A 22,009-nucleotide genomic window follows, 5' to 3' on the forward strand; every position below is an offset into this window, starting at 1 on the left:
AAATCTAAAAGACATTCAACATATAATCAATACTGACGCTCACTTTGTAAACTAGGCTCGTTCAAACTGTGAAACTAATGACACCCACCGCTTATAATAGTGGGTGTCGGAATTGTTTACGCTTAATCAAATTTGGCAGTTGCATAAGTGCCATACTTGGCCGTGTAACAGCAACTTCATATTTTAAACCTAATTGTGATAACAGCCGCTCGTCCAACTCGTATTTAGACAAAAACGCGTTAGAGCTTAAGGTCTAACACACTCAATATAGACTAGAATAGGTATCTTAAACCCTTAAACCCTGATGATGTGCCACCAACGGTGGTTGACATTTTATGGCTTCTGATTCAATTGCCAATCAATATAATTTTGTGGCGCTAGATCAATTTCGATTACATATTCTGCAACAAAGGTAATCTCTGCGCCAAACCCTAACTATACTCTTTCTTCGTTCAGTTCAATGCAATAAGGTTAAAATCCGAGTATAATTATAAACTTATCGAAAAAACTTCAGATATAATTAAATTAGAAAAAATAATTCAGGGAAGGCCAATAAGAGCTAAATGCAGTGTTAGATCTTGAGGCCATCCGCGACAAACTTACTGCCCAATGATCCCATTATTAAACCTGAACCTTTATTGATTATTAACTGAAACCGCAAATAACGAGTTTGCGCTTTTGAACTTGATAGCACCACAGCAACTCCAAAGTACCACGAAAAATTTAAGACGAACACACCGACAACCAATATTAATGTTGTGTAATCTGGCACTCTAGCAGGAAGCATCGCTGCAAACACACTACTAAAAACTATTGCAGTTTTTGGATTGCTTAACTGTGTTGCTAACCCTAAAGTTACAGCTTTAATATGAGCAGGGTTGCTAGATACTTCAGACTCAACATAACAGGCTTTATTTTTGCCTACTCGCCACATCTGTAATCCTAGATAACAGAGATATAAACCACCAAGAATTTTGAATGCCACGTAAAGCTGAGGCACTGATTGAAAAAGTGTTATGAGCCCGATTGATGCTATTAATGCAAATGTACTAGCGCCCAATGCTAAGCCGCTGGCGATACAAATGGCTTCAATTCGAGACTTTGCCATAGCAGTTTGCGCAACTAAAATAAACGATGGCCCGGGTGTCATTGCTCCAATGAGTAATAGACTAGCTATAGGGAATAGGAATAAATATTGCTCCGACATTAATATACATCTCCTTTTTGAATGATGTAGTGGATCCTAATACCGCCAAAATATAGACGAGGAAATTATTCAGGTACACACCAAAAAATATTTATCTACTTGATAGTAATACTCATTAGATATTGTGGGAAAAGTGAAGGCATCCAACTGATTTCCTGATTCCCCTTAAGCTACTTTAGTGATTATAACTCAGGCTTTTTATAATATCTGCTACTACATCTAGGACACAATCAAATGAACAGCGGTAACTTGCTTTACCATAAGAGTCAGTCTCTCCAACGAAAATCGATATTTTCGATTTATCTAACATGTCAAAGTCGTTGTAGTCGTTACCTATTGCCAAAGTGTTCTCGAACTCGACGCCTAGTTTATCAAGAGCTTTAGCCTTGTTCGTTTTAATGGGTGTTAAGTCAAAAAAGTTGTCATAAGTATGGGTATGAAGGCTACATTCCAGATTATTAGACAAAACAAACTGTTCGATATCTTTTTTTACTTGTGAGCAGAGAATTAAGAGCTTGGTAACACCATTCGTAATGATATCTTCCTCCGACACTCTAAAATCTGATAGTGATTCAATATAACCGTGGAACTCATGCTTCTTTTGTGAAAATGCATACTTCCATTCACCATCAATAATATAGGGAGCCGATTTAGCTTTTAAAAGATCGAGTATCGGTCCAATTGCTTCATAGGGAAATTGGTTTGAAAAAATCATATCCCCGTGTTTCCATGCTTGTCCACCATTACAACCGATAAATGTAGCACCTCTCAACTCTTCTGGTACTAACGGCAGCATATCTCTAATTGGCCTGGCTGATGCAAAAAACAAATTATAACCCGATGTAAGCCTTTCTATATCTTTAGCCTTTTGGCTATCTAATGGCTTACCGTGCTTAACGATGGTTCCGTCCAAGTCGAAAACAATATTTAGATTCTCATTACCCATGCGAGTGACCTTTATAAATTAAAAATATGTACGAGAGTAAAAATTTAGCTATTTATTTTGTTAGCTAGTCCTTAACTTTAACGACTACCCATGGTAATTTTGGTGGTTTAAGCTCACCTTATGGAGGTTTTGGCTCAAATGGCAAATATCAAGTTAACTCGTTTTTCACCAAACCGTTCGATCCGAGTTCATCACTTAAAAAATAGTTCTCCAATGTTTGAACTCCATGCTCATGACAGTTATGAATTAATAATGCTGACTAATTGTAAAGGAAAGCGCTATATCGGTGATTCAGTATCTAGAACAGAGGGAAGTGAGCTACTTCTCATTCCACCATATGTGCGACATACATGGGATTGTGAAAGTAAAGCTCAAGATATCGTAGTAGTGTTATTTGGAAATGAGCTACTCGACACCTCCATCCCAGAGCTTCAACCTACTATGCATTGGCTAAAGACTATTAATCAGGTGGTTGCTTTATCGCTCGATACAAAATGTAAAGAATCTCTATATAAAACACCTATGTTAGAAATGAAGCGATCTAATTCAGTCGAACAAGTAACCAAAGTGATTAGTATTCTGAACTCCCTACGCACCAGTTGTGATAAAACTGAGTCGTATATAACAGCCACTCCACAAACCTGGATACCTAGACTTATAGAGTATATTAGTGCTGATGAAGTTCGTTCTTTTACTGATTGTGCCTCGATACTAAATGTGAGTGAGTCATCTTTGAAGAGATTGTTAAAGAAAGAATTAGATACTAACTTTACCGAATTGTATCGGCATATCAGAATTAAGAAAGCTCAGAGGTTATTGGCGAGAACATCCATTCCGATTTCGATTATTGCGGAGCAAAGTAATTTCAACTCCATTCGCTCATTTAATGAAGCGTTTAAGATATATAGCTCGTTGACACCTAAACAGTTTAGAATTGAGTACCAATGGCGTTTAAACTGGTAGCTACCTATTTTCCATTTATCGCACGACTAAATGATACATTTTCTGTTCTGGCTCACTTGTATAAATAAACCAAATATAAATAAACCAAAGACACCCACCACTAATAACAGTAGGTATCTGTATTGTTTTTTGGCAAGTTTGTGCGTCAATAGCTAGCCTCTTGCAAACAATTTTAGCGCGGTTGTATGTGATAACAGTGACTAAAGAACAAGTTACTATCTTGATCTCAAGTTAATTTAATAGCCAACCTCCATACTCAAGGCCGCCAGTGCATTGTTGTTGCGCCACTAAAGCCAACTAACCACTGAAGATAAGAAAAGTCGTCGTGGTGGGAAGCAACAAACCCCGTTCTTAAATACAGTTGTTTTGCTTTTGGATTGCTATCAATGACATCGAGCCGTAACGTCTTGAAACCATTTTCGCGCGTGTAATTTTGCACTGCATGCAGTAAAGCCGTGCCGATCCCCTTACCTCTCGCTTGCTTGGATACCGCAATTCCATCCATTACCAACTCATGTTGTGCAGGTGCTCTATCAAATAAAGAAAAAATAGCAGCCGCTTTTATTGCGCCGAAAAAACCAAGCTCCTCTTTTAACACAGCAAAGTCTATGTTTGAGGTAAAACCTTTTTTCGCATCTTGAAAGCCTGCGATACCCAGCAAGTTTTCACCTTCAAAAGCCCCAAAAGCGTACTCTGTCACAAAGCTCTTGGCGATGATTGCAACCAGTTTATCCCTGTCTGCAACAGCTGCCTTGAACTTGCGACCAAACGCTTCAATATATAGCTCTGCCGCGGCCTGCACATGTCTACTATGCCACCCTCTCACTATTTTTAATTCCATACTTTTTATTCATGCGTTACAAAGCTTTATATTAAATTTAAAACATTAGGATTAATAAGTTTAAGTTTGTAAAAAATAGTATAACGCAGTTTATGAGCCACCACGTTCAGAGCACAGTTTTACGCCCTAGCATCGTCATTAAATTGTCTGAGCTTAGCAGTGAGTGTACGCCATACTTTCTCTAGTGGGCCTTGGGTAAAGAAACGTCCGTATATCATATTTAGCACAATTTGACACAACACCATCAGGATCCACAGGACTAATAGCTCACTACGACTATAGGTATTATAAAGGTCAAAGCCATAGAATATGATCACCAGTACAATCGATTGCAGAATATAGTTACTCAGCGCAAATCTTCCGACTAAATTTATTGGCGTGAGCCACCGCAACTTGCAGAGGAAACGATTATAAAGCAAAGATAAAACAACAATGTAAGCTAGCGCCTGAAGTTCTCTATTTAACACAACCAACATTTGCTTTGAATAGGATAGTATTGGTATATGAGGGTGTAATAACCAGTGAAAATAGCGTTGCTGAGAGGCATATATTGACACTACCACTAACCCAATAAAGGCAGCTACCACGAGCGGGCTTAGCTTTTTGGCGCTAAAGAATCCACTTTGAAACAACAGCGCTCCTATCAACATCATCATCAATGTTGACCAAAAGATACTGGAATAAAATAGCTTACCTTTATGAACTTGCGGTGTACTGAAATTATCAAGCCAATGTGCTTGCAGTGTTGGCTGGTGTTCAAGTTCACTATGCCTTGGGAGCTTTTGTTTGACTCTATTTTCCCAGCGCGAAATACTTCTATGCTGCTTGCTTGAACGCTGCGCCTTTTCAACGCTTTGTGCTACTACATATGCTTGATACTGTGCGTTAGTTCGCTCTGCTTTGGCATAACCAAAAAGCAATATAAAGCTAATACAAACGACAATACTGAATTTTATCACCGCTGAACCAAGCAAAATTATCATTAACGCCACAATACCAATCACAGCATAGTGATAAAGGATATCTCCACTCCAAATAAAATAAGCATGCGTACAGCCAATAATAAACAATACCAGTAATCGTGAGGCGCTGAGTGTTATTGCAGATTGTAGCGGCTGTTTTTGAATTATCATTGTCAATCCGACACCAAACAAGGCAGCCAATAAACCATAAAATTTACCTTGAGCAACAAAATAAACCCAATACCGCACCTTACTGTCAAGTTCCGTCATAAAGCCATACTGATAGCTGCCCCAAGGGTTTGGATAAGCAAAGCTTTCTATATTTATCAGTAAAATGCACAGAATAGCTATGCCACGAAGAAAGTCTAAACTATTGATCCTTGTCGTCATTTTATTATTCACCGACTTGTACCTGTTCAACATTATCTATTTGACTAGCAATACGAGAGTCCTTGCCATTAAGCGGGTCGGAAACCTGTGCCACATATGCAATAAAGCGCTTGAGCTGTTTACCTTCCAACTTGATATATTTTGGCTGTTTGAGAGTAAGCGGATTAATTGCCTTGCCGTCTTTGTGCACCTCATAATGTAAGTGACGTGCTTGTGAAAGACCGGTATTTCCCAAGTAGCCAATCACCTCACCTTGCTTTACTTTAGCCCCGGCTTTAATCCCTTTGGCAAACCCTTTTAAGTGAGCATAAAGCGTTTGATAACCGTTACCATGTGCCAAAATAATGCGATTGCCAAAGCTGCCTCCCCAGTTGGCCTTGATCACCTCTCCTGATCCAGCTGCCATAATAGGCGTGCCAATCGGCGCACCAAAATCTATGCCTTTGTGCATACGTGTATAGCCAAGCACGGGATGGTGACGTTTACCAAAACTGGAAGATAACCTTGCTCCATTGAGTGGTGTTTTCATCAAAAAGCTCTGTGCGAGTCTGCCGTCTTCATGGTAAAAAGCAGACATTCCTGACTCATCAGAAAATTGATAAAGTCGATACTCTTCTTTTCCTGATAGCAGCGCAACATGCTGCAGCTGCGTGGCTATGTCGCTTTTCTCTGCAAGCCTAGAGGTTAATAGCAACGATTTTTGCTGATAAACAAAGTCAATTTGATCACCTGCATATATTTCTCGCTGGAAATCAACCAGATGTGACAGCGCAATAATACCCTGATTGATAATATCGTTAGGGACTCCTGCTTTGCTTGCATCAACAAAAAAGCTGGATTCAACTATTGTTGAGAGTCGTTTGGTACGCGTAACAGTTTCAAGATTCTCAAGTGATGCCTGCCACCCATCTTTAGCTCTTTTTATCTCTATTAGCTTTGCAAAATCGAGCTCAAAACGAATAAGTTCAACCTGACCCTCGCGCAATGCAACTTCAATTACCTGTCCAGCCTTGAGCTTGGTTAAAGAGGTCCAAGTCGCGACTGACTGTTCAACTAGCCAACTATCTCGGTCACTAAATGCGAATGGCGCAAGCAAAGTAGTTAAGCTCTCACCTGACTTGAGCTTGAGAAGCAACCACTGCTTGTCATTTTTGTTGTCGCTCGTCGCTTCTGATGAGGTAGTGCTTAAATTGGGGGTATGTAATTCACCGACGCTAGTTGTAACGGTAGGAACTGCTACTCTTTTACTAGGCTGCACTGACAGGCTTTCATTTGATGAATTAGGTTGCTTTGAGCAGCCGGATACCGCCAACAGAATGATGGCTAATAAGTATTTTTTTAGCATATTAAATTTCCAACCGCTTTAGGGGATCAATGCGAGTATTCTGATGAAGTATTTCCAAATGTAAGTGCGGTCCGGTTACTCTGCCAGTTTCACCAATAGTGCCTATCATTTCACCTTTTAACACCTTTTCACCTACCGCTACGTCTATACTATCTAAATGCGCATATAAACTTTGATAACCGTTATCATGCTGGATCAATACAACTTTTCCATAATTCTTCGCCAGCGTGGTATTGTCAGCAACCGTTACAATACCGGCTGCAACCGTCATCACTGAGTCGCCAGTACTTCCTGCAAAATCAACACCTTGGTGTGCTTTATTGTGACGAAAGCTAGAAATATGACCAAAGTGTGATGTTATCATTGGATTTTCTACCGGCAATTGCCACATTGTGTTGCTTGATACTGTTACTCTCGCCCATTGCAGGTTGCCATAGGCCAATACAGAACAAGACAAGATAAAGAAAGCGAACAAAGGCCAATTATTAGGCTTGCTCTGAGGTTTTAAAATAATGGTAAAACGCTTTTTATAATCATCAAGCGTGAGTGAATTTGATGCAAAGCTGGCAGCAATATCTACTGGCGTCTGCAACTTCACACGCTTTAGCGAGTTAATCAAAGCCCGGCTGTATACCAGCGGTTCAATCTGATACCGAGCAATCGTCAACTCATCACATCGATATTCCATCGCTCGAATAAAGCTTTGCTCCATCTTGGCAATAAATGGATTAAACCACGCTATCACACAGCACAAGCGCCACACCATAACCGCAATATGATCGCCTTTATTGACGTGTGTTAGCTCATGAAATATCAACGCTTCTTGTTCATCCTTAGGTAAATCTTCAAACTCCATTGGTAAATATATCTTTGGTTTTAACAAGCCAAACACAAACGGTGAGCAGGTGATTGGTAACTGATACAACGCTTGGGAATAAGACTCAACTCTTGATGCGCTGAGACAAAGGTATTTGATACGTTTGTACTGTGTGAGCAGCACCCCTAAATGGAAAATCAGCCCCACACAATAAACAATCGCTAAAGTCGTGAATAATACTTCTAACCAAGGCAGTGTGACTCGTACGTTTCTTGTCATTGCAATTAACGGCTCGGCATATTGTTGTAAATTGTCATGTAGTAGCACTGACGGTATCGCTTCTTGTTGCTCAAGAAATTCAAAAGGCAAAAAAGGTACAAACGTGACGGCAAGCAATCCCCACCATAGCCTTTTGCTCTGGAAGTAATATGCACAAAGAGATACCCCTACCACATAACTCAATCCAGTTAAGGCAACCCACAACAATACAGAAAGTAATATTAATTCCATTTCTGAAGCCTACTCTGGATCGCGCTTGTCATTATTTGCCAATGAATTTAGCATCGCTTCCAATTCGTCGAGCTCATCAGCTTCAATTAGGTTGCTGTCAGAAAACATAGCAACAGGAAGTGGTGCGTCGAGCTCCATCACTTGCTTTGCAAATTCTTGCGCATACAAAGCAAGCGTTGGTACTTTGGCTAAGGTTGCGGTATAAATTTTTTTGTTACCTTGTTTTTGCTCCGCAAGGTAGCCCTTCTCACACATTCTTTCCAGTGTCTTTCTTGTCGATGAATAGCTCCAGTTTAGCTTTGACTCTATTTCAGCATGAATTTCCTTGCCGGTTCTTGGTGCTTGACGCCATAAAATTTTCAAAATTACCAACTCGGTAGCATTTGGTTTCACGCTCCCTCCTATGTAGTGCGACATTTGTCACAGAATACCAAAACAGAAAGTGCGACACAAGTCGCACTTTCTGTTTTGGTATTCTGTATTTATTATTTTTATAAGCAAAAGTAGATGTAACCCATTGATAGAATTTACAAATGAAAAACCCCGAGCTTTGAACTCGGGGTTTAAGTTGGATAATGACTTATCTCTACAAATAGGTGTGGTTATTTCTAGTCACACACTTTTGCTGAATAATGACATTTTATTTACGCAAAGAAACTGAGCTTTTGCGACGAAGTAATGCAAATGGTAATGCTAATAGCGATAACCAACCAAGAGAGCCCGAAGAACTCGATGGCGCTTCAACTGGCTTATCAACCACAGCAGGAGGGGTTGGCTCAGCCACATCAGCAACATTAATTGTCACTTTAGTCGGCGCTAGCATAAGTGTACTCTCACCAGCCGCTTTTGCCGTGTACGTGAAACTATCAACGCCAAAGAAGTCTGCCTCAGGCTTGTAGACTACTTTACCTTCTTTGATTTCGACGGTGCCATTTGCAGGAGCATCAACAACTGCAAGTGTTGCTGGGTCAAAGCCGCCTTCAGGGTTAGCGAAAGACACACTTTGCACTGCACGTTGATTTTCACCGCCTCGAGCAGTCAAGGTAACAGGGATAAGATCAATGTGCTGAGCATTATCGTTAGCTAAGACATCAATGGCTTCAGATGTTGTGTCTTCGTCCATTTCAACCATATCTGCAACACCAGCTTTAATCTGTGCATTGTCCGCAAGTTTAACCTTTACACCAAGGTTTACAGAGCCACCATTTGCATAATCATATGCAATCAGTTGTCCTGCCGCTGGCGCTGTACCTTCACCATTGTAGTATGTTTGTAGGCCAACTAACCCATTCGAGTTTTCAATACCAACGGTCGCTTTACTTGGCATTTTTGGCACTTTAACGTAGTTAAAGAAGTGTTCCTCATCACCATTTAGACGGATCCACGATTGGAATGTAAACTTATCGCCAGAGTTATCTTGATATAACTGTGCATCAGCCCACTCAGTAACAAAGTAAGTTGTTACATTATCTGCATCATCGGTAAAGGATAATAATGCAACGTACACTGCTCCGCCTTCGGTTTCACTTGGGCCTTGCAAGTCAAAGTCAGCCCAAAGTGGTGCAATTAAGCCATTTTGACCATTTGCTGATGGGATAGCTTCGTTTGTGCCTGTGCCACTTGCAGAGCCGTCGCCTGCAACGATAAGACCGTTAGTTGTTACAGTAATATAGTTATACTCTTTGCCCGCTAACTTAAATGTATAACCATCGCCGATTGCGCCTAAGTTAAATTTGAAATCAGCATCATCACATGTATCTTCACACCCTGGACGATACTCATCTCGAGCTTTAAGATCGATTGCCAAACCATTTTGAATTGCGCTGCTGATTGATGCCTTACCTAGGCTACCTGTCCATGCGATATGACGAGTAGGCATATCTGCACCAGCTAAAATTTGAGTACCGCTTTGCACATCGACGGTAAAGCTATCTTCAACTAGTTCAAGAGAGCTAGGTAATACTGAGTTGATTGCAACTTGACCTTCAATAGTTTCGTTCATGTAACCAACATTTACGTCAAATGCAGCTGTGTTTGACGCTCCAGAAGTAGAAACTGCCAGACCAGGTAGTGACGTCGACGCTGCAAATGCAGCTAATGGAACATGACCAACGCGCTCACCAGCTTCATTGTAAGCTTCTAGTCGACCGAACTGCCATGCCTCAAATTCAGCACCTGTAATATTCAGTGTGATTGACGTGGCTTTTGCGTCGCCCTCTTCACCATAGGCTGCAAGCTCTACTGATGAGTTGATATCACCCACTGTGACACCGTCTCCAATCGCGACACCTTTAAAGTGCAGTTTCATGGCTTCGTCAGTCATATTACGAATCGTAACACTGTAATCACAGCTATCAACACACAGCGTTTCTGATAAGCCCATTTCAGAGAAAGTAACTTTAGCATCGAATGCCTTATCAAGATCTACACGTCCTGCACCCACATCAAAGCCATCAGCAGGCGTTACTTCATCTTCTTTTTTCAAGCCATCTGTTACACTGGTATTCGTCAGTGCAGACTTAATTTCTTGAGGCGTCCACTGCGGGTATTGCTGCTTCAATAGTGCGGCAGCACCTGCAATATGAGGGCCCGCCATAGATGTGCCAGAAAGTTCTGCAAAGCTTGCCATTCCGTCTACATCCAAGTGAGCTGACAAGATGTTAGTACCTGGAGCCGCCACATTTGGCTTAAAGATGGACGGATCGCCATTTGGCCCTCTTGAAGATGACTCACGCATCGAGTCGCGCGCAGCTTCACTGATTGCGGTACGATTGACGCCATCAACAGCTAGTTGACCAGCAAAACCATCAGCTGAGATTGCAGTAATAATGGCTTCACCATCATCTTGACTGACCATAAACGCAGGAGTTGCCTCGCCTGCTGTGTCCATAATAAATGGAGTACCTACGCGGTTATTATATATTAACACCGCTTTAGCGCCGGCATCCGTTGCATTTTTTACTTTAACTGAGAAGTTACATCCACCGCGAGAAACCACCGCGAAAGCGTCGGTAAAAGACCCAGCAGGGAAAGGTTCACAGCCTTCAACGTTGTCAGGCGAGACAGTTTTAGCTGCGACAGGCTTTGCCGAGATAGCCGTGTTATGCGGCGTATCTGAACTGCTTACATGTAAGATATTCTCACCACCATCCAATGCCATACCAGTGGTGAAGATACGACCATGATTGGTGTTAGCTACTGACAATACTGACGCTAAGTTTGCAGGGCCACCGATAGTATTAGCACCGGCACCGCCATTACCCGCTGAAACAACAGCGACCACGCCCGCTTCTTGGATATTTTCAAATACTTCTGCATACGCACTGTTCGTTGGGTCAGAGCCATAGCCACCACCCCAAGAGTTGTTGATCACGTCTGCGCCATCTTCAAGCGCATGCTCTAGCGCCTCGATCAACATGATGTTCGAACCGCCACCTTCGTACAAGGCTTTGTAACTCATTAAATACGCGCCAGGTGCAACACCACTTAGCTCTAAGTTATAACCGTTGTAATCTGCTGTTACTGCCGAGCCTACTGCGGTGCCTGCTACGTGCGTGCCATGGCCGTCTTTATCAAGCGGGCTAAATGTTTGAAAATCAGGTTGTGAAAATGTAGGTGTTGAATAACGAGCAACAATCAGCTTGTTATTACAAAATGATGAATCTACAGTTCGACAGTAGTCATCTGATGGCAATGCACCTGTTGGTGCTTCCATACCAGCATCATCAAACATTGGGTTAGTCGGCACAATACCAGAGTCGATAACTGCAACTCGAATCCCCTTACCTACGCTACGGTCTCCACCAAGCTTCTCCCACACTACAGGGGCATTGATAAGAGAGAGTGAGGCGTCCATTTGCGCCTGGTAGCGTTCTTCTTTAAACACTCGCGTGACGCCAGGTAACGCCTGTAGTTGCTCGTAAATGTCTTTGTCTGACTTCACCACAACAGCATTCATTGTCGCATCAAAATGACGGTCTACTTTTGCGCCTGGTATTGATTGAGCGAGCTTATTTGCAAATACATTACGCTCTTTTGCAAGCACTTGTCTTTGTGATTTCACGGCCTGAGACTGCATCATAAGACCGTTGCCATTGCGCTCAGCGTCAACCGCACCTTGCGTCTTGACTAACGCGTTACTTTCTAGGCGAACAATATAGTAATGTTTGCTCAATGCTTTAAGGGGGTTTGTTGGTTTAGCGTGACTGCTTTGTGTATGCTCGAACCCATTGATCCCATTCGGAATTTCTGAATTTAGGTTGACGCTCGCTTGTACACTTGTCATCGCCAACGCGCCACATACGGACGCCGCAACCATTGACAGTTTTATTTTATTTGACATTTTTTCCCCTGATTTTTTCTTATGGTAATATCGTTGCAATGAATGCAAAGGAGAAATCAATATAATGTAAACCTTTAACAGTTATCAACTGTTCAACCCTTAACTATTTTACATTCACTGTTGACAAATACAAAACAAGTCATAACTTATTATTATATAAGGAAAAGTAGTGAATTAATATTCGTAAACGAACGTAAACAAGCAATCAAAGTGTCATCTAATACTGTTTTACTTTCACCTTTTTGTTAATTTATTAGCCTATTTCGAATGAGGTTACACCAAACACTTTCTCCAGTGGCAGCTCTGGAAATTGCCCTGTGTACATTCGTGCAGTTTCAAATACAGCCGACAATCGGAATTTTTGAGCCAGCGCAATTGCCGCAGCATTGACTTCGGGTACATCTAAATAGATAGGTGAAGATTGTGGTACTTGAGATTTAAGCGCTAAAAACATTTGTTCAGCCAATTCTGGCGACTCTGCATACAACGGTGCAATTTTATAGCCAGTATGGCAAGGACGAATAACGCCGCACGCAAATAGCTTTCCCGCCTCGTAAATACCACATGCATAACTGTTTGGCTGATGGATCCAAGCTTGCAAAAACTCCGTTCTGGGCGCAGGGAAAAACTTTTCTTCATAGGCTTTAAGTACGTCAAATGAGATATCTTTTAATGAAACAAGGTTTGTAAGGTGTGGCTTATCTCCTCCTATGCCCTCATAACGTATATTGCGATAAGCTAATTTAAACCCAGACTTTTCATAATTTTCTTGTTGCGCAACAACACCATCTAGGCCAATATTGCAGCTTTTTAGATATTGCATTGCGGCATGCCACATTTTTATGCCATAGCCACGACCACGATATTCAGGCTTGACGATATAAAAGCCTAAAAATCCAAAACCGCCATCATATTTAACCACAGAAATCGTCGCAATAGGCTCATCACCTAAGTACCCCATCAAAAAACCATTTGGATCTGCGTGAAAATAGCAATACGCGTCGTTTACTCCAGGGTTCCAGCCCTCTTGCTGCGCCCACTGCACTGCCGTCTCGAGCTCTGCCAAACTCATATTTTTAATCTTAAAAGTCCCCGCCCCCATGATATTTCTCCTATCACGTCAATGTTGTTCTAATACTGACAAATCTTTAGAGAACTTTGAACTAAACATCAATGACTTGTCAAATATAACGTCAAATTCTAAGTAGAACCCTAATCTATTGATTTAAATACAAAAAACACTTATCTTCTGCACTAAATCTACGCTTAGTTTAATCAAACCATAAAAAGGAGTTGCTTTATGGCACTACATATCAAAGACTCAGCAGTCACTTACTCACCTACCCGTATTACAAAAGACAGCCATTTTTATACGCCATTTCCCAGTAATGAACAGGTTACCTTTAACGAAAAACAACTATTGCCACTTGGGTTGCTTTCAACTACGAAGCTTGCCCAAGATGATAAAGATAACATACTGATTGCAATGCCAATTTCGATGGCAATATTTGATGGTGACGTTCCCTATATAGTTTATTCATTAACTGACCATGGTTGGCAAGTAGACGCTAGCTACTTGGAGAGTCTCAGTGATGACTTTGAAAGCTATGGTGAATATTATCAAAAAGCCGCTAGTTTCTATAAAAAACACGCTTTTCTGAATATGTCACTGAATGAGGCTGAAGATGGTGAACCGTTATTTGAATTTGGTGGACAACCTGAGCTAGGTTGCAACTGGGATGCCTACTTGTGGGATGATGAGAGTGATGATGAGACTCGCTATTTTGACGCCATAGATGAAGAGAGTGGCGATAATTACGACCACTATGCTACCCGCGAAATTGGCTTTTTCGACCAACAAAGTGGTGTTGACTTTAGCTATCTTGGCACCTTCAGCTTTTCAATATATGTCGACGGTGGCGGAGAGGGTATTGTTTTTTATAGCGCCAAACATAAAAAAGTATTAATCATTGCCGAGTTCTCCTAGCTAACCTGCGGTGATGTTTAATTATATATTTTTTCAATTATAAGATTTATACATGGTGATAATGTCTGATTTCAGATAATAGTTAGCATTCAAAAGAGCGCTAACTTAATACTCACCATTTTTCTTTCAGTTGACGTGCTAGGCAGTGAATTAAACACAGCTAGCACTACAATTGTTCATTAGAAAAACTTCATTATCCGAGGCTCAAGTTTGTCATCGCCCACCTCCCCGTTACTGCATCACAAGAAAAGCCTCAGAAACAACATAAGTAGTATTTTTATCTTTTATATAAACCCAGTTTCTAGAAGCTTCCATATCTAAATATACATGGTCACCAACACCATAGTCTCTTAAAGCAGTGATTGGTGTAAAAGACTGTCGTAATAGCTGACTATTGTGGGCGATTATTGTAGGTATATCTCGGCCCATTTCGATACCAATAAGTTCAAAAATATAGGTGACCACAAGGGCAAACCTCTCATACATACTGTCAAATATTCCGGGCGTTAGTTCATCTATCAACCTAAATAACCAAGGTAGTTGTACATCAACGTCTACACTTGGCTTATACTGTACGAAGTTAGGTATCCCTGTGAAGCGTTGGTCAAACACATTATATGTTCCTTTCACACTGATATTTTTATAGCTTAGTTTTACATAAACATTTATAGGCAAACCGAGTTGATATTTTCGTAAATGTCCCACCGTTTCGATATCAAAGCCGGTTATAAACACAGGGACATCCCCATGGGCGTTAACAATTCCATCAATGAATAAACGCATCGGACTTTGAACTTTCGATTTAATATTGCGCACACGCGTGTCTGATTCTGCCGCAATCTCGTTTATTGCATCAGTGGATATTTCGCTAAAGTTATGTTCTACAACCTGGAAATGCTGATCAACTTCAGCACCCAGTTGTGCTCTTAACTCGTCAGGGAAAGTACTCTGTGTTGTTAATCCGCGAACATAGCACTCATTTTCATGTATTACCATTGGTACATTGACTCCCTCCATATTGTCGTTATGAGGTAATCCGTACGAATGACCGGCGACATAACGGCATGAATCTGACTTGTCTTGCCATCGTCTGTCTATAGTGGGAAGTGAGGGGAAGCTGTTTTGTGTGAAAGCAGCAGGTGTGCTGAGAGTGTGACTTTCAGCCGATACCAAAAGTGGAATACTAAGTGAAACACTCAACAATAGCATTGATAGTATATTTTTCATCATTATCCTTGATTTGCATTATGTAAAAACCAAGAATATAGAGTATGCTTTTAAATGATAGTATAAAGTTACAAATGTAACTTTATTGCTCAAGAAGTTATTATAACTCGGAAGGAACAGGAAATTTTGCTCTCACATTTTCAATTAAACGTTTTCGAGAGCTCTGTTCACGCTCATGGGGGGCAAATTGCGTACTTGCGTCATCCAACAGGTTAACAGCTTGATGCAGCTTCACTAATTCTGTTTTGCTGAGGTCATGCTCTAAAGCGAGATATTCATTAATGATGATAATGGCCGCTTCTTTGTTGGCAATATCTTCGGGCAGCCCCGTTTTAGTACAAAGTCCATAAATACCATCGAGAAAATACTGCCATTCGCTACTAAGATGGCTATCAATATTCCCGTTAAGCTTCGTATTTTTCGTTGTAACCCCCTGTGTTTTTAGCCTATTAATTTGCCTCTTATAACGGTGACTAAAGACATCAAATGCCTGTGCTTCATCTCTTAATTGTGAGACCACCCCAAGCCATACCAAAGCGCCTTGTGGATAAAACTCGAGGTTACTATTATCACAGTGCGCACCAAAGAAAGAATCGCATTTCAAGTTTAAGGCTAATCTATAAGCGGCTTTTGGCATCAACCGCTTTTCAATTAATTCATTTAACTCAGTTTGTGATAGCCGCGATTCGCGAAGTAAGTGTTCCTTTGTAATGAAATAGGTTTGTAGATAATGAATTAATTCCATTTACCTTTCCTCTACACTGTCGAGTTTAACTTTTGCGGTGAGTGCTGTTGCTATGATTATAAAACCGAGTAAATTGATATTAACTGAAATGTGCTCTAGGTTTAATTGAACAGTTAATAATAACCCTGATGTAAACTGAATTAAGGTATCTTCAACTTTAATGCCTATTGTCATTAGCCCCCCCAGTATCAGCGCCCACATCAATGCCTTATATTGCTGTTGATAAAGCTTAAACGACACCATTATACATATAATACTAGTTGCAAAATCAAATACTAAGATGGGAGTAGGATGAATAAAAACCCCCAAGACTGCGAACAATGATCCGCTTAGCCCGGCTATCGCTAACAGGTAAAGAGTAATTTTTGAACTAGTGTTATGCTGAGGAAATATCATTTTAATTATGTAGAGTTGGGATTTGTTAATCTTTACGGTTTAATTCTTGTTCTCCTAAAAGGGTTTATCAGCACTCAATCTCTCAACTTATATAGACAAAACTAGGTGCTAGAATACAATACCCCTTTAAGCAAACCCAAGGGGTAGCAGTATAACCACTCCCCCAATGAGTAAGAAGTATTATTTTACTTTATTTACCATTTCTTCAATATATTTAATGGCAATAAATGGATCTGTCTCATCAAATAGGTGAGAAGCATATTTCATGGTAACAGCGGTGACATTATCACCAATTTCTTGCAGTTTTATCTGGGAATCTTTTGACGTTTGCATGTAAACATCAACATCAGCATAACTCATACCGGTAGAGCGGATAGTCACATGAGGGATCCCACGCGACAGTATCGTAACTGGCATTTTCCGGTTGATTTTATACATCTCTGTATGGGCAGAAGCTTCTTCCAAGTCTTCTAATGAATGAGTATCTCGCTCCCAGTTGACGATCCAATCCATGATCTTCCATGCTTCTTTGGACATCTTACTTTTCATATTGTGATACCAAGACTCATGAGCGATATCAATAAGTACCATCCCTTTCACTTTTTCAGGGTTTCGGTTGGCATAGGCTCTTGCAACAAAACCACCAAATGAGTGAGGCACAAGTACCAAATTATCCATTTTAGTGGCTTGAGTAAATGCCTCAAGCTCTTGTGTAAGCTCCAACATAGTCCGTACTCGAGGCTTTGCAAAAGTGCTTTTTCCGGTGCCTGCTCTATCATAAAAACATAAGCGATAGCCTTTTGGATTTATGTTATGAATGGTGTTTTTGTAGGTTTCATGAGCATCAAGGCCCATTCCAGCAAGTAAAAGTGCCGTTGTTTCGCCCTCTCCTTTGCAAGCATAGGCAAGTTTGTTGCCGTTTATTTCCACATATTGATAATTGTGCTCATGAGCTGATTGGTTAGCGCTGGCCACTGAACTACAAGCGACGAGCCCCAGTACTGCTGATGTTATTATTTTCATTGTCCTTTCTCATTTATTGTTTATTCCAAAAACATACTAAGCAATTCCCTTAATGAATTCAATAAAGTTTCAGAAACTTCTGAAACTTTATTATATCAAAGTGTAAACTAAGTATGCGACGTAGCCTATAAATAAGATGCCTCCCTCTTTGCGACTGAGTATTAACCCAGAAATGAGTAATGGCGTACAAAGTATCGTTGCAACGATCATGACTGAAATATCAACACTCAGCATACGGCTTGTCACTTCTAAAGGGGTTGCGCTGATAAGTCCTGTCACGCCAAGTACACCCAATGAATTGAATAAATTACTACCAATGACATTGCCTACCGCAATATCAGCATGCCCTTTTATACTCGCCATGACTGAGGTAACCACTTCTGGTAGCGACGTGCCAATAGCAATAATGGTTAAGCCAATCATGACTTCATCCACTGCTAAAGCACGGGCAAGTTGCACCGCGTTCTCAGCCATCAATTGTCCGCCAAATATCAACAAGCTAAGCCCTACGATAAATAGCAGTATGCTAACTGCGCGCTCACGCCAACGGTTTGGTTGTTGTGACGGCGTCGGTTCATTATTCTTATTACTAAACATGCGGCCTTGTATAAACAAATAAGCGACATAAAATAACAAAAGCGAGCACAATAATGCTGCGTCTAACTGACTGAGCCTGCCATCCCAGACTAATGCAGTGACAATAAAACTGGCGATCACTAGCATTGGAATGTCTCTTTTCACTAATTCTTGTGAAACCACCAGTGGTGCAATCAGGGCAGATACTCCGAGTATAAAAAGAATATTAAAGGTATTGCTGCCTAACACATTAGCAAAAGCGAGACTGCCTTGCCCCGTAACAGCTGACTGAATGCTAACAGTAAGCTCAGGAGCACTGGTACCAAATGACACTATTGTTAACCCAATCAATACGCTTGGAACATTAAAACTTGCAGCTAGCTTAGGGGCACCCGCGACTAAACTGAGGGTAAGATTTGTCACTCTTGACGAGCAAAATAACTCATTAGACTGGGACTCTCTATTTGTGTCTAATGCGCGAAAATTAATTAACCTGAACACGGTATAAAAAGTTGATTAATCAACCAAAAATATCCATGTTCAAAAGCGTAATAACACGCTAGCCAGATGTTATTTCTTAATACAAGGCAAATTTGTGCGTCAATAGCCAGTCTATTGCAAACAAATTTAACGCAGTAGTAAGGGATAGCAGCTGCTAGAGAACAGGTTTTTATGCGAGTTCAGGTTAATTAGACCTTTCACTCAGTGAGTAGCCGCCAATGATAGCGCACTGCAGGCTGAACTCTAACTTATGTTAAGGAACTTGAATGACCAAATTTATCTCTTCTGAGCAAGCACGTGAATGCTACAAAGTGCGCCACTGGAGCCAAGGCTTCTTTGGTATTAATGATCAGGGAGAGGTTACTGCGATGCCGAACCAACAGCAACCACAGCACGCCGTAACTCTGACAAACATTGCACAACAAATTAAATCTGAGGGTTATACCCTACCTGCGCTAGTGCGTTTTCCACAAATTCTAGAACAGCGTGTACATAATATTGTTGGTGCGTTTAATCAGGCGATTACTGATTACAGCTACCCAGAAGATTATTTATTGGTTTACCCAATTAAAGTAAACCAACAAAAAGAAGTCATTGAGGGGCTTATTGCAAGCCAAGCGGCAAGTGATAAAAAACAGCTAGGCTTAGAAGCTGGCAGTAAAGCTGAGTTACTTACTGTATTGGCGCTCAGTGAAAAAACCAGCGCAGTGATCGTGTGTAACGGCTACAAAGACAGAGAATATGTCCGTCTTGCGCTTATCGGTGAAAAATTAGGTCACCAAGTTTATATCGTTTTAGAAAAGCGTTCTGAGCTCGATATCGTGATGGCAGAAGCCAAAGCACTAAACGTGAAACCACACTTAGGCTTACGCGTACGTTTGGCATCGCAAGGTAAAGGTAAATGGCAAGCAAGCGGCGGCGAAAGGTCCAAATTTGGTCTGTCTGCATCGCAAGTTCTTACGGTTGTTAACCAATTAAAGCAAGCTGACATGCTAGACGCGCTGCAACTGGTGCACTTTCACTTAGGCTCGCAAATGGCCAACATTCGTGACGTGCGCGTTGGTGTGGGTGAAGCCGCTAGATTCTACTGCGAGTTACGCCGTTTAGGTGCAAACCTGTTGAATTTAGACGTAGGTGGCGGGCTTGCAGTGGATTACGATGGAACTCGCAGCCAGTCCCCCAACTCGATGAACTACAGCTTAGCTGAATATGCAAACAACATCGTTTACACCATAGGCGATACCTGTAAGCAATACAATCAGCCAATGCCAAAAATTATCTCTGAGTCGGGTCGTGCGTTAACTGCCCATCATGCGGTATTAATCACCGATGTGATTGGCACCGAAAGCTACCAAGTAGAAGAGATAACTGCACCAATGAGTGAAGCTCCAAGACTGCTACACAATATGTGGACGTCTTGGCAGGCACTCAACGAGCAGAGTGATGACCGTGCGTTGATTGAAATTTTTCATGATACGCAAGGCGACTTGGCAGAAGTACACAGCCAATTTGCGATGGGCCTATTAAGTCTTGAGCAAAGAGCTTGGGCGGAGCAAGTAAATCTGCGTGTATGTTATGAGCTAAACAAGCGTATGGACAACAAAAACCGTTTCCATCGCCCAATTATTGACGAACTCAGCGCTAAGCTTGCGGATAAATTCTTTGTGAATTTCTCGCTATTTCAATCTTTGCCAGACGCTTGGGGGATTGAACAGGTATTCCCTGTATTGCCACTTAGCGGGTTAACAGAGGCACCAAAACGCCGCGCGGTTTTGCTGGATATTACCTGTGATTCTGACGGTACGGTGGAGCATTATGTGGATGGCCAAGGTATTGAAGCAACATTGCCTGTACCTGAGTTTTGCAAAGATAAACCCTATTTATTGGGATTTTTCTTGGTGGGTGCATACCAAGAGATTTTAGGTGACATGCACAACCTATTTGGCGACACCCACACTGTTGTAGCCACATTAGACGATCAGGGCGAATTATCGCTGGGTAATATCGATGCAGGCGACACGGTTGCCGATATGATGCGTTATGTACACCTTGATGTTGAACAATTTAAGCGTAACTTTGCCAACCTTGTTGAAAGCAAACTACCGCTTGAAGAGCAAGCAACCTGCCTAGCAGAGCTTAAAACCGGCCTTGACGGCTATACTTATTTGGAAGATTTTTAACCCATGAGCCATTTATTCGATCACACCGATCATTCTCTGTACTCCAACGGCATGACGTTTTTACGTCAGCCAATGGTACGCAATATCACAGATATTGATGCAGACGTTGTGGTACTTGGCTTGCCATTTGATTTGGCAACCTCTGGACGCCCAGGCGCACGCTTGGGTCCAGATGCGATCCGTCGCGCATCCGTGCATTTGGCTTGGGAAAGTAAAAAATATCCTTGGTCATTTGCATTGTGGGACAAAATAAAACTACAAGACGCTGGCGATTTCACATATCCAGTTGGCGATCCTGAATATTTCACTGCGCAACTCGAGCTAGCTGCTCTGCAAATTTTGCAGCAAGGCAAAACGCTATTAAGCCTAGGTGGCGATCACTTTGTGACCCTGCCATTGCTGCGTGCTCATCAGCAAATTCACGGCAAAATGGCACTCGTACATTTTGATGCGCACACAGACACGTACAGCCAAGGTTCACGCTATGACCACGGTATTATGTTCTATCATGCTCCAATTGAGGGCTTAATAAGCCCAGAGCATTCAATGCAAATTGGCATTAGAACCGAGTACACAGAGCAAGGCCACGAGTTTGGCGTGATTGATGCGATGGCAGCAAATGACTTAAGCGCTGAAGAAATAGCAGCGCAAATCAAAACACGCGTCGGCGACTTGCCGGTGTATTTAAGCTTTGATATCGACTGCCTAGACCCAGCATTCGCACCCGGCACAGGCACACCAGTATGCGGCGGTCTAACCAGCGACAAAGTCCTGAAGATTTTACGCGCACTGCAAGGATTAAATATGATAGGCATGGATGTAGTAGAAGTCTCTCCTTCCTACGACCAAAGCGAGCTCACCGCAATCGCCGCCGCCACCATTGCGCACGAACTACTGCATTTGTGGGCAGTAAAGCATAAATAATCGGATGCAGATTTAGATTAAGCCACCCTAACAAGGTGGCTTTTTTGTTTAGGGTTTATACCCTGTTTTACTTATAAATTATGCCAGTTATCTTATACCAATTTGCTTAATTAAGTGGTCTATTTTG

18 protein-coding genes are annotated in these 22,009 nt (G+C 41.5%); 4 read left to right on the plus strand and 14 right to left on the minus strand.

The window, feature by feature from the left end:
• Window positions 1-571: 571 nt before the first annotated feature.
• Window positions 572-1,207: a LysE family translocator gene (locus D9603_RS04025; protein WP_128730300.1), complete on the minus strand. Its 636-nt coding sequence runs from the start codon at window positions 1,205-1,207 to the stop codon at window positions 572-574.
• A 175-nt stretch (window positions 1,208-1,382) separates the two neighbouring features.
• A complete protein-coding gene (locus D9603_RS04030; RefSeq protein ID WP_128730302.1) occupies window positions 1,383-2,153 on the minus strand; it encodes an HAD-IIB family hydrolase in 771 nt (256 codons plus the stop codon).
• Window positions 2,154-2,291: 138 nt separating this feature from the next.
• Here D9603_RS04030 and D9603_RS04035 point away from each other — a divergent pair, with 138 nt between their 5' ends.
• Entirely contained in the window at window positions 2,292-3,116 is an 825-nt protein-coding gene (locus D9603_RS04035; RefSeq protein ID WP_241651572.1) for an AraC family transcriptional regulator, read from the plus strand.
• Between the two features lie 256 nt (window positions 3,117-3,372).
• Here the strand turns inward: D9603_RS04035 and D9603_RS04040 are convergent, their stop codons facing one another.
• From D9603_RS04040 to D9603_RS04070, 7 genes are all read right to left on the minus strand, one after another.
• Window positions 3,373-3,957, minus strand: coding sequence for a GNAT family N-acetyltransferase (locus D9603_RS04040; protein WP_128730304.1), 585 nt, complete (start codon window positions 3,955-3,957; stop codon window positions 3,373-3,375).
• 119 nt (window positions 3,958-4,076) lie between these two features.
• The gene (locus D9603_RS04045; protein WP_241651573.1) at window positions 4,077-5,321 is read right to left on the minus strand and encodes a DUF418 domain-containing protein; all 1,245 of its coding nucleotides are present in this window, start codon (window positions 5,319-5,321) and stop codon (window positions 4,077-4,079) included.
• Window positions 5,314-6,654, minus strand: a complete 1,341-nt coding sequence (locus tag D9603_RS04050) for a peptidoglycan DD-metalloendopeptidase family protein (RefSeq protein ID WP_128730305.1) — start codon at window positions 6,652-6,654, stop codon at window positions 5,314-5,316. The genes D9603_RS04045 and D9603_RS04050 overlap by 8 nt, the downstream gene beginning before the upstream one ends.
• A gap of 1 nt (window position 6,655) precedes the next feature.
• Complete coding sequence (locus D9603_RS04055; RefSeq protein WP_128730307.1) at window positions 6,656-7,981, minus strand: M23/M56 family metallopeptidase; 1,326 nt, start codon at window positions 7,979-7,981, stop codon at window positions 6,656-6,658.
• A 9-nt stretch (window positions 7,982-7,990) separates the two neighbouring features.
• On the minus strand, window positions 7,991-8,374 hold the full coding sequence (locus tag D9603_RS04060; RefSeq protein WP_125254117.1) for a BlaI/MecI/CopY family transcriptional regulator: 384 nt from the start codon (window positions 8,372-8,374) through the stop codon (window positions 7,991-7,993).
• Window positions 8,375-8,621: 247 nt separating this feature from the next.
• Entirely contained in the window at window positions 8,622-12,323 is a 3,702-nt protein-coding gene (locus tag D9603_RS04065) for a S8 family serine peptidase (RefSeq protein WP_128730332.1), read from the minus strand.
• A gap of 253 nt (window positions 12,324-12,576) precedes the next feature.
• Entirely contained in the window at window positions 12,577-13,425 is an 849-nt protein-coding gene (locus D9603_RS04070) for a GNAT family N-acetyltransferase (protein ID WP_128730309.1), read from the minus strand.
• A gap of 198 nt (window positions 13,426-13,623) precedes the next feature.
• Between D9603_RS04070 and D9603_RS04075 the strand changes: the two genes are divergently transcribed.
• The gene (locus D9603_RS04075; RefSeq protein WP_128730310.1) at window positions 13,624-14,310 is read left to right on the plus strand and encodes a hypothetical protein; all 687 of its coding nucleotides are present in this window, start codon (window positions 13,624-13,626) and stop codon (window positions 14,308-14,310) included.
• Window positions 14,311-14,541: 231 nt separating this feature from the next.
• Here the strand turns inward: D9603_RS04075 and D9603_RS04080 are convergent, their stop codons facing one another.
• The 5 genes from D9603_RS04080 to D9603_RS04100 all read right to left on the minus strand — a co-directional run bounded on the left by D9603_RS04080 (window position 14,542) and on the right by D9603_RS04100 (window position 18,778).
• Window positions 14,542-15,537, minus strand: coding sequence for a hypothetical protein (locus D9603_RS04080; RefSeq protein ID WP_128730312.1), 996 nt, complete (start codon window positions 15,535-15,537; stop codon window positions 14,542-14,544).
• Between the two features lie 100 nt (window positions 15,538-15,637).
• A complete protein-coding gene (locus D9603_RS04085; protein ID WP_128730314.1) occupies window positions 15,638-16,282 on the minus strand; it encodes a DUF6058 family natural product biosynthesis protein in 645 nt (214 codons plus the stop codon).
• Entirely contained in the window at window positions 16,283-16,456 is a 174-nt protein-coding gene (locus D9603_RS22045; RefSeq protein ID WP_241651574.1) for a hypothetical protein, read from the minus strand.
• A 402-nt stretch (window positions 16,457-16,858) separates the two neighbouring features.
• A complete protein-coding gene (locus D9603_RS04095; protein ID WP_128730317.1) occupies window positions 16,859-17,701 on the minus strand; it encodes an alpha/beta hydrolase in 843 nt (280 codons plus the stop codon).
• 90 nt (window positions 17,702-17,791) lie between these two features.
• The gene (locus D9603_RS04100; protein ID WP_347232143.1) at window positions 17,792-18,778 is read right to left on the minus strand and encodes a calcium/sodium antiporter; all 987 of its coding nucleotides are present in this window, start codon (window positions 18,776-18,778) and stop codon (window positions 17,792-17,794) included.
• Between the two features lie 266 nt (window positions 18,779-19,044).
• Here D9603_RS04100 and speA point away from each other — a divergent pair, with 266 nt between their 5' ends.
• Together speA and speB are read left to right on the plus strand one after the other, a co-directional pair.
• The gene (speA, locus tag D9603_RS04105) at window positions 19,045-20,958 is read left to right on the plus strand and encodes a biosynthetic arginine decarboxylase (protein WP_128730319.1); all 1,914 of its coding nucleotides are present in this window, start codon (window positions 19,045-19,047) and stop codon (window positions 20,956-20,958) included.
• A 3-nt stretch (window positions 20,959-20,961) separates the two neighbouring features.
• On the plus strand, window positions 20,962-21,882 hold the full coding sequence (gene speB / locus D9603_RS04110) for an agmatinase (RefSeq protein WP_128730320.1): 921 nt from the start codon (window positions 20,962-20,964) through the stop codon (window positions 21,880-21,882).
• The last annotated feature ends 127 nt before the right edge of the window (window positions 21,883-22,009 follow it).

Origin of the sequence: Pseudoalteromonas sp. PS5, from assembly GCF_004103255.1 — a bacterium.
Taxonomy (GTDB): Bacteria; Pseudomonadota; Gammaproteobacteria; order Enterobacterales; family Alteromonadaceae; genus Pseudoalteromonas; species Pseudoalteromonas peptidolytica.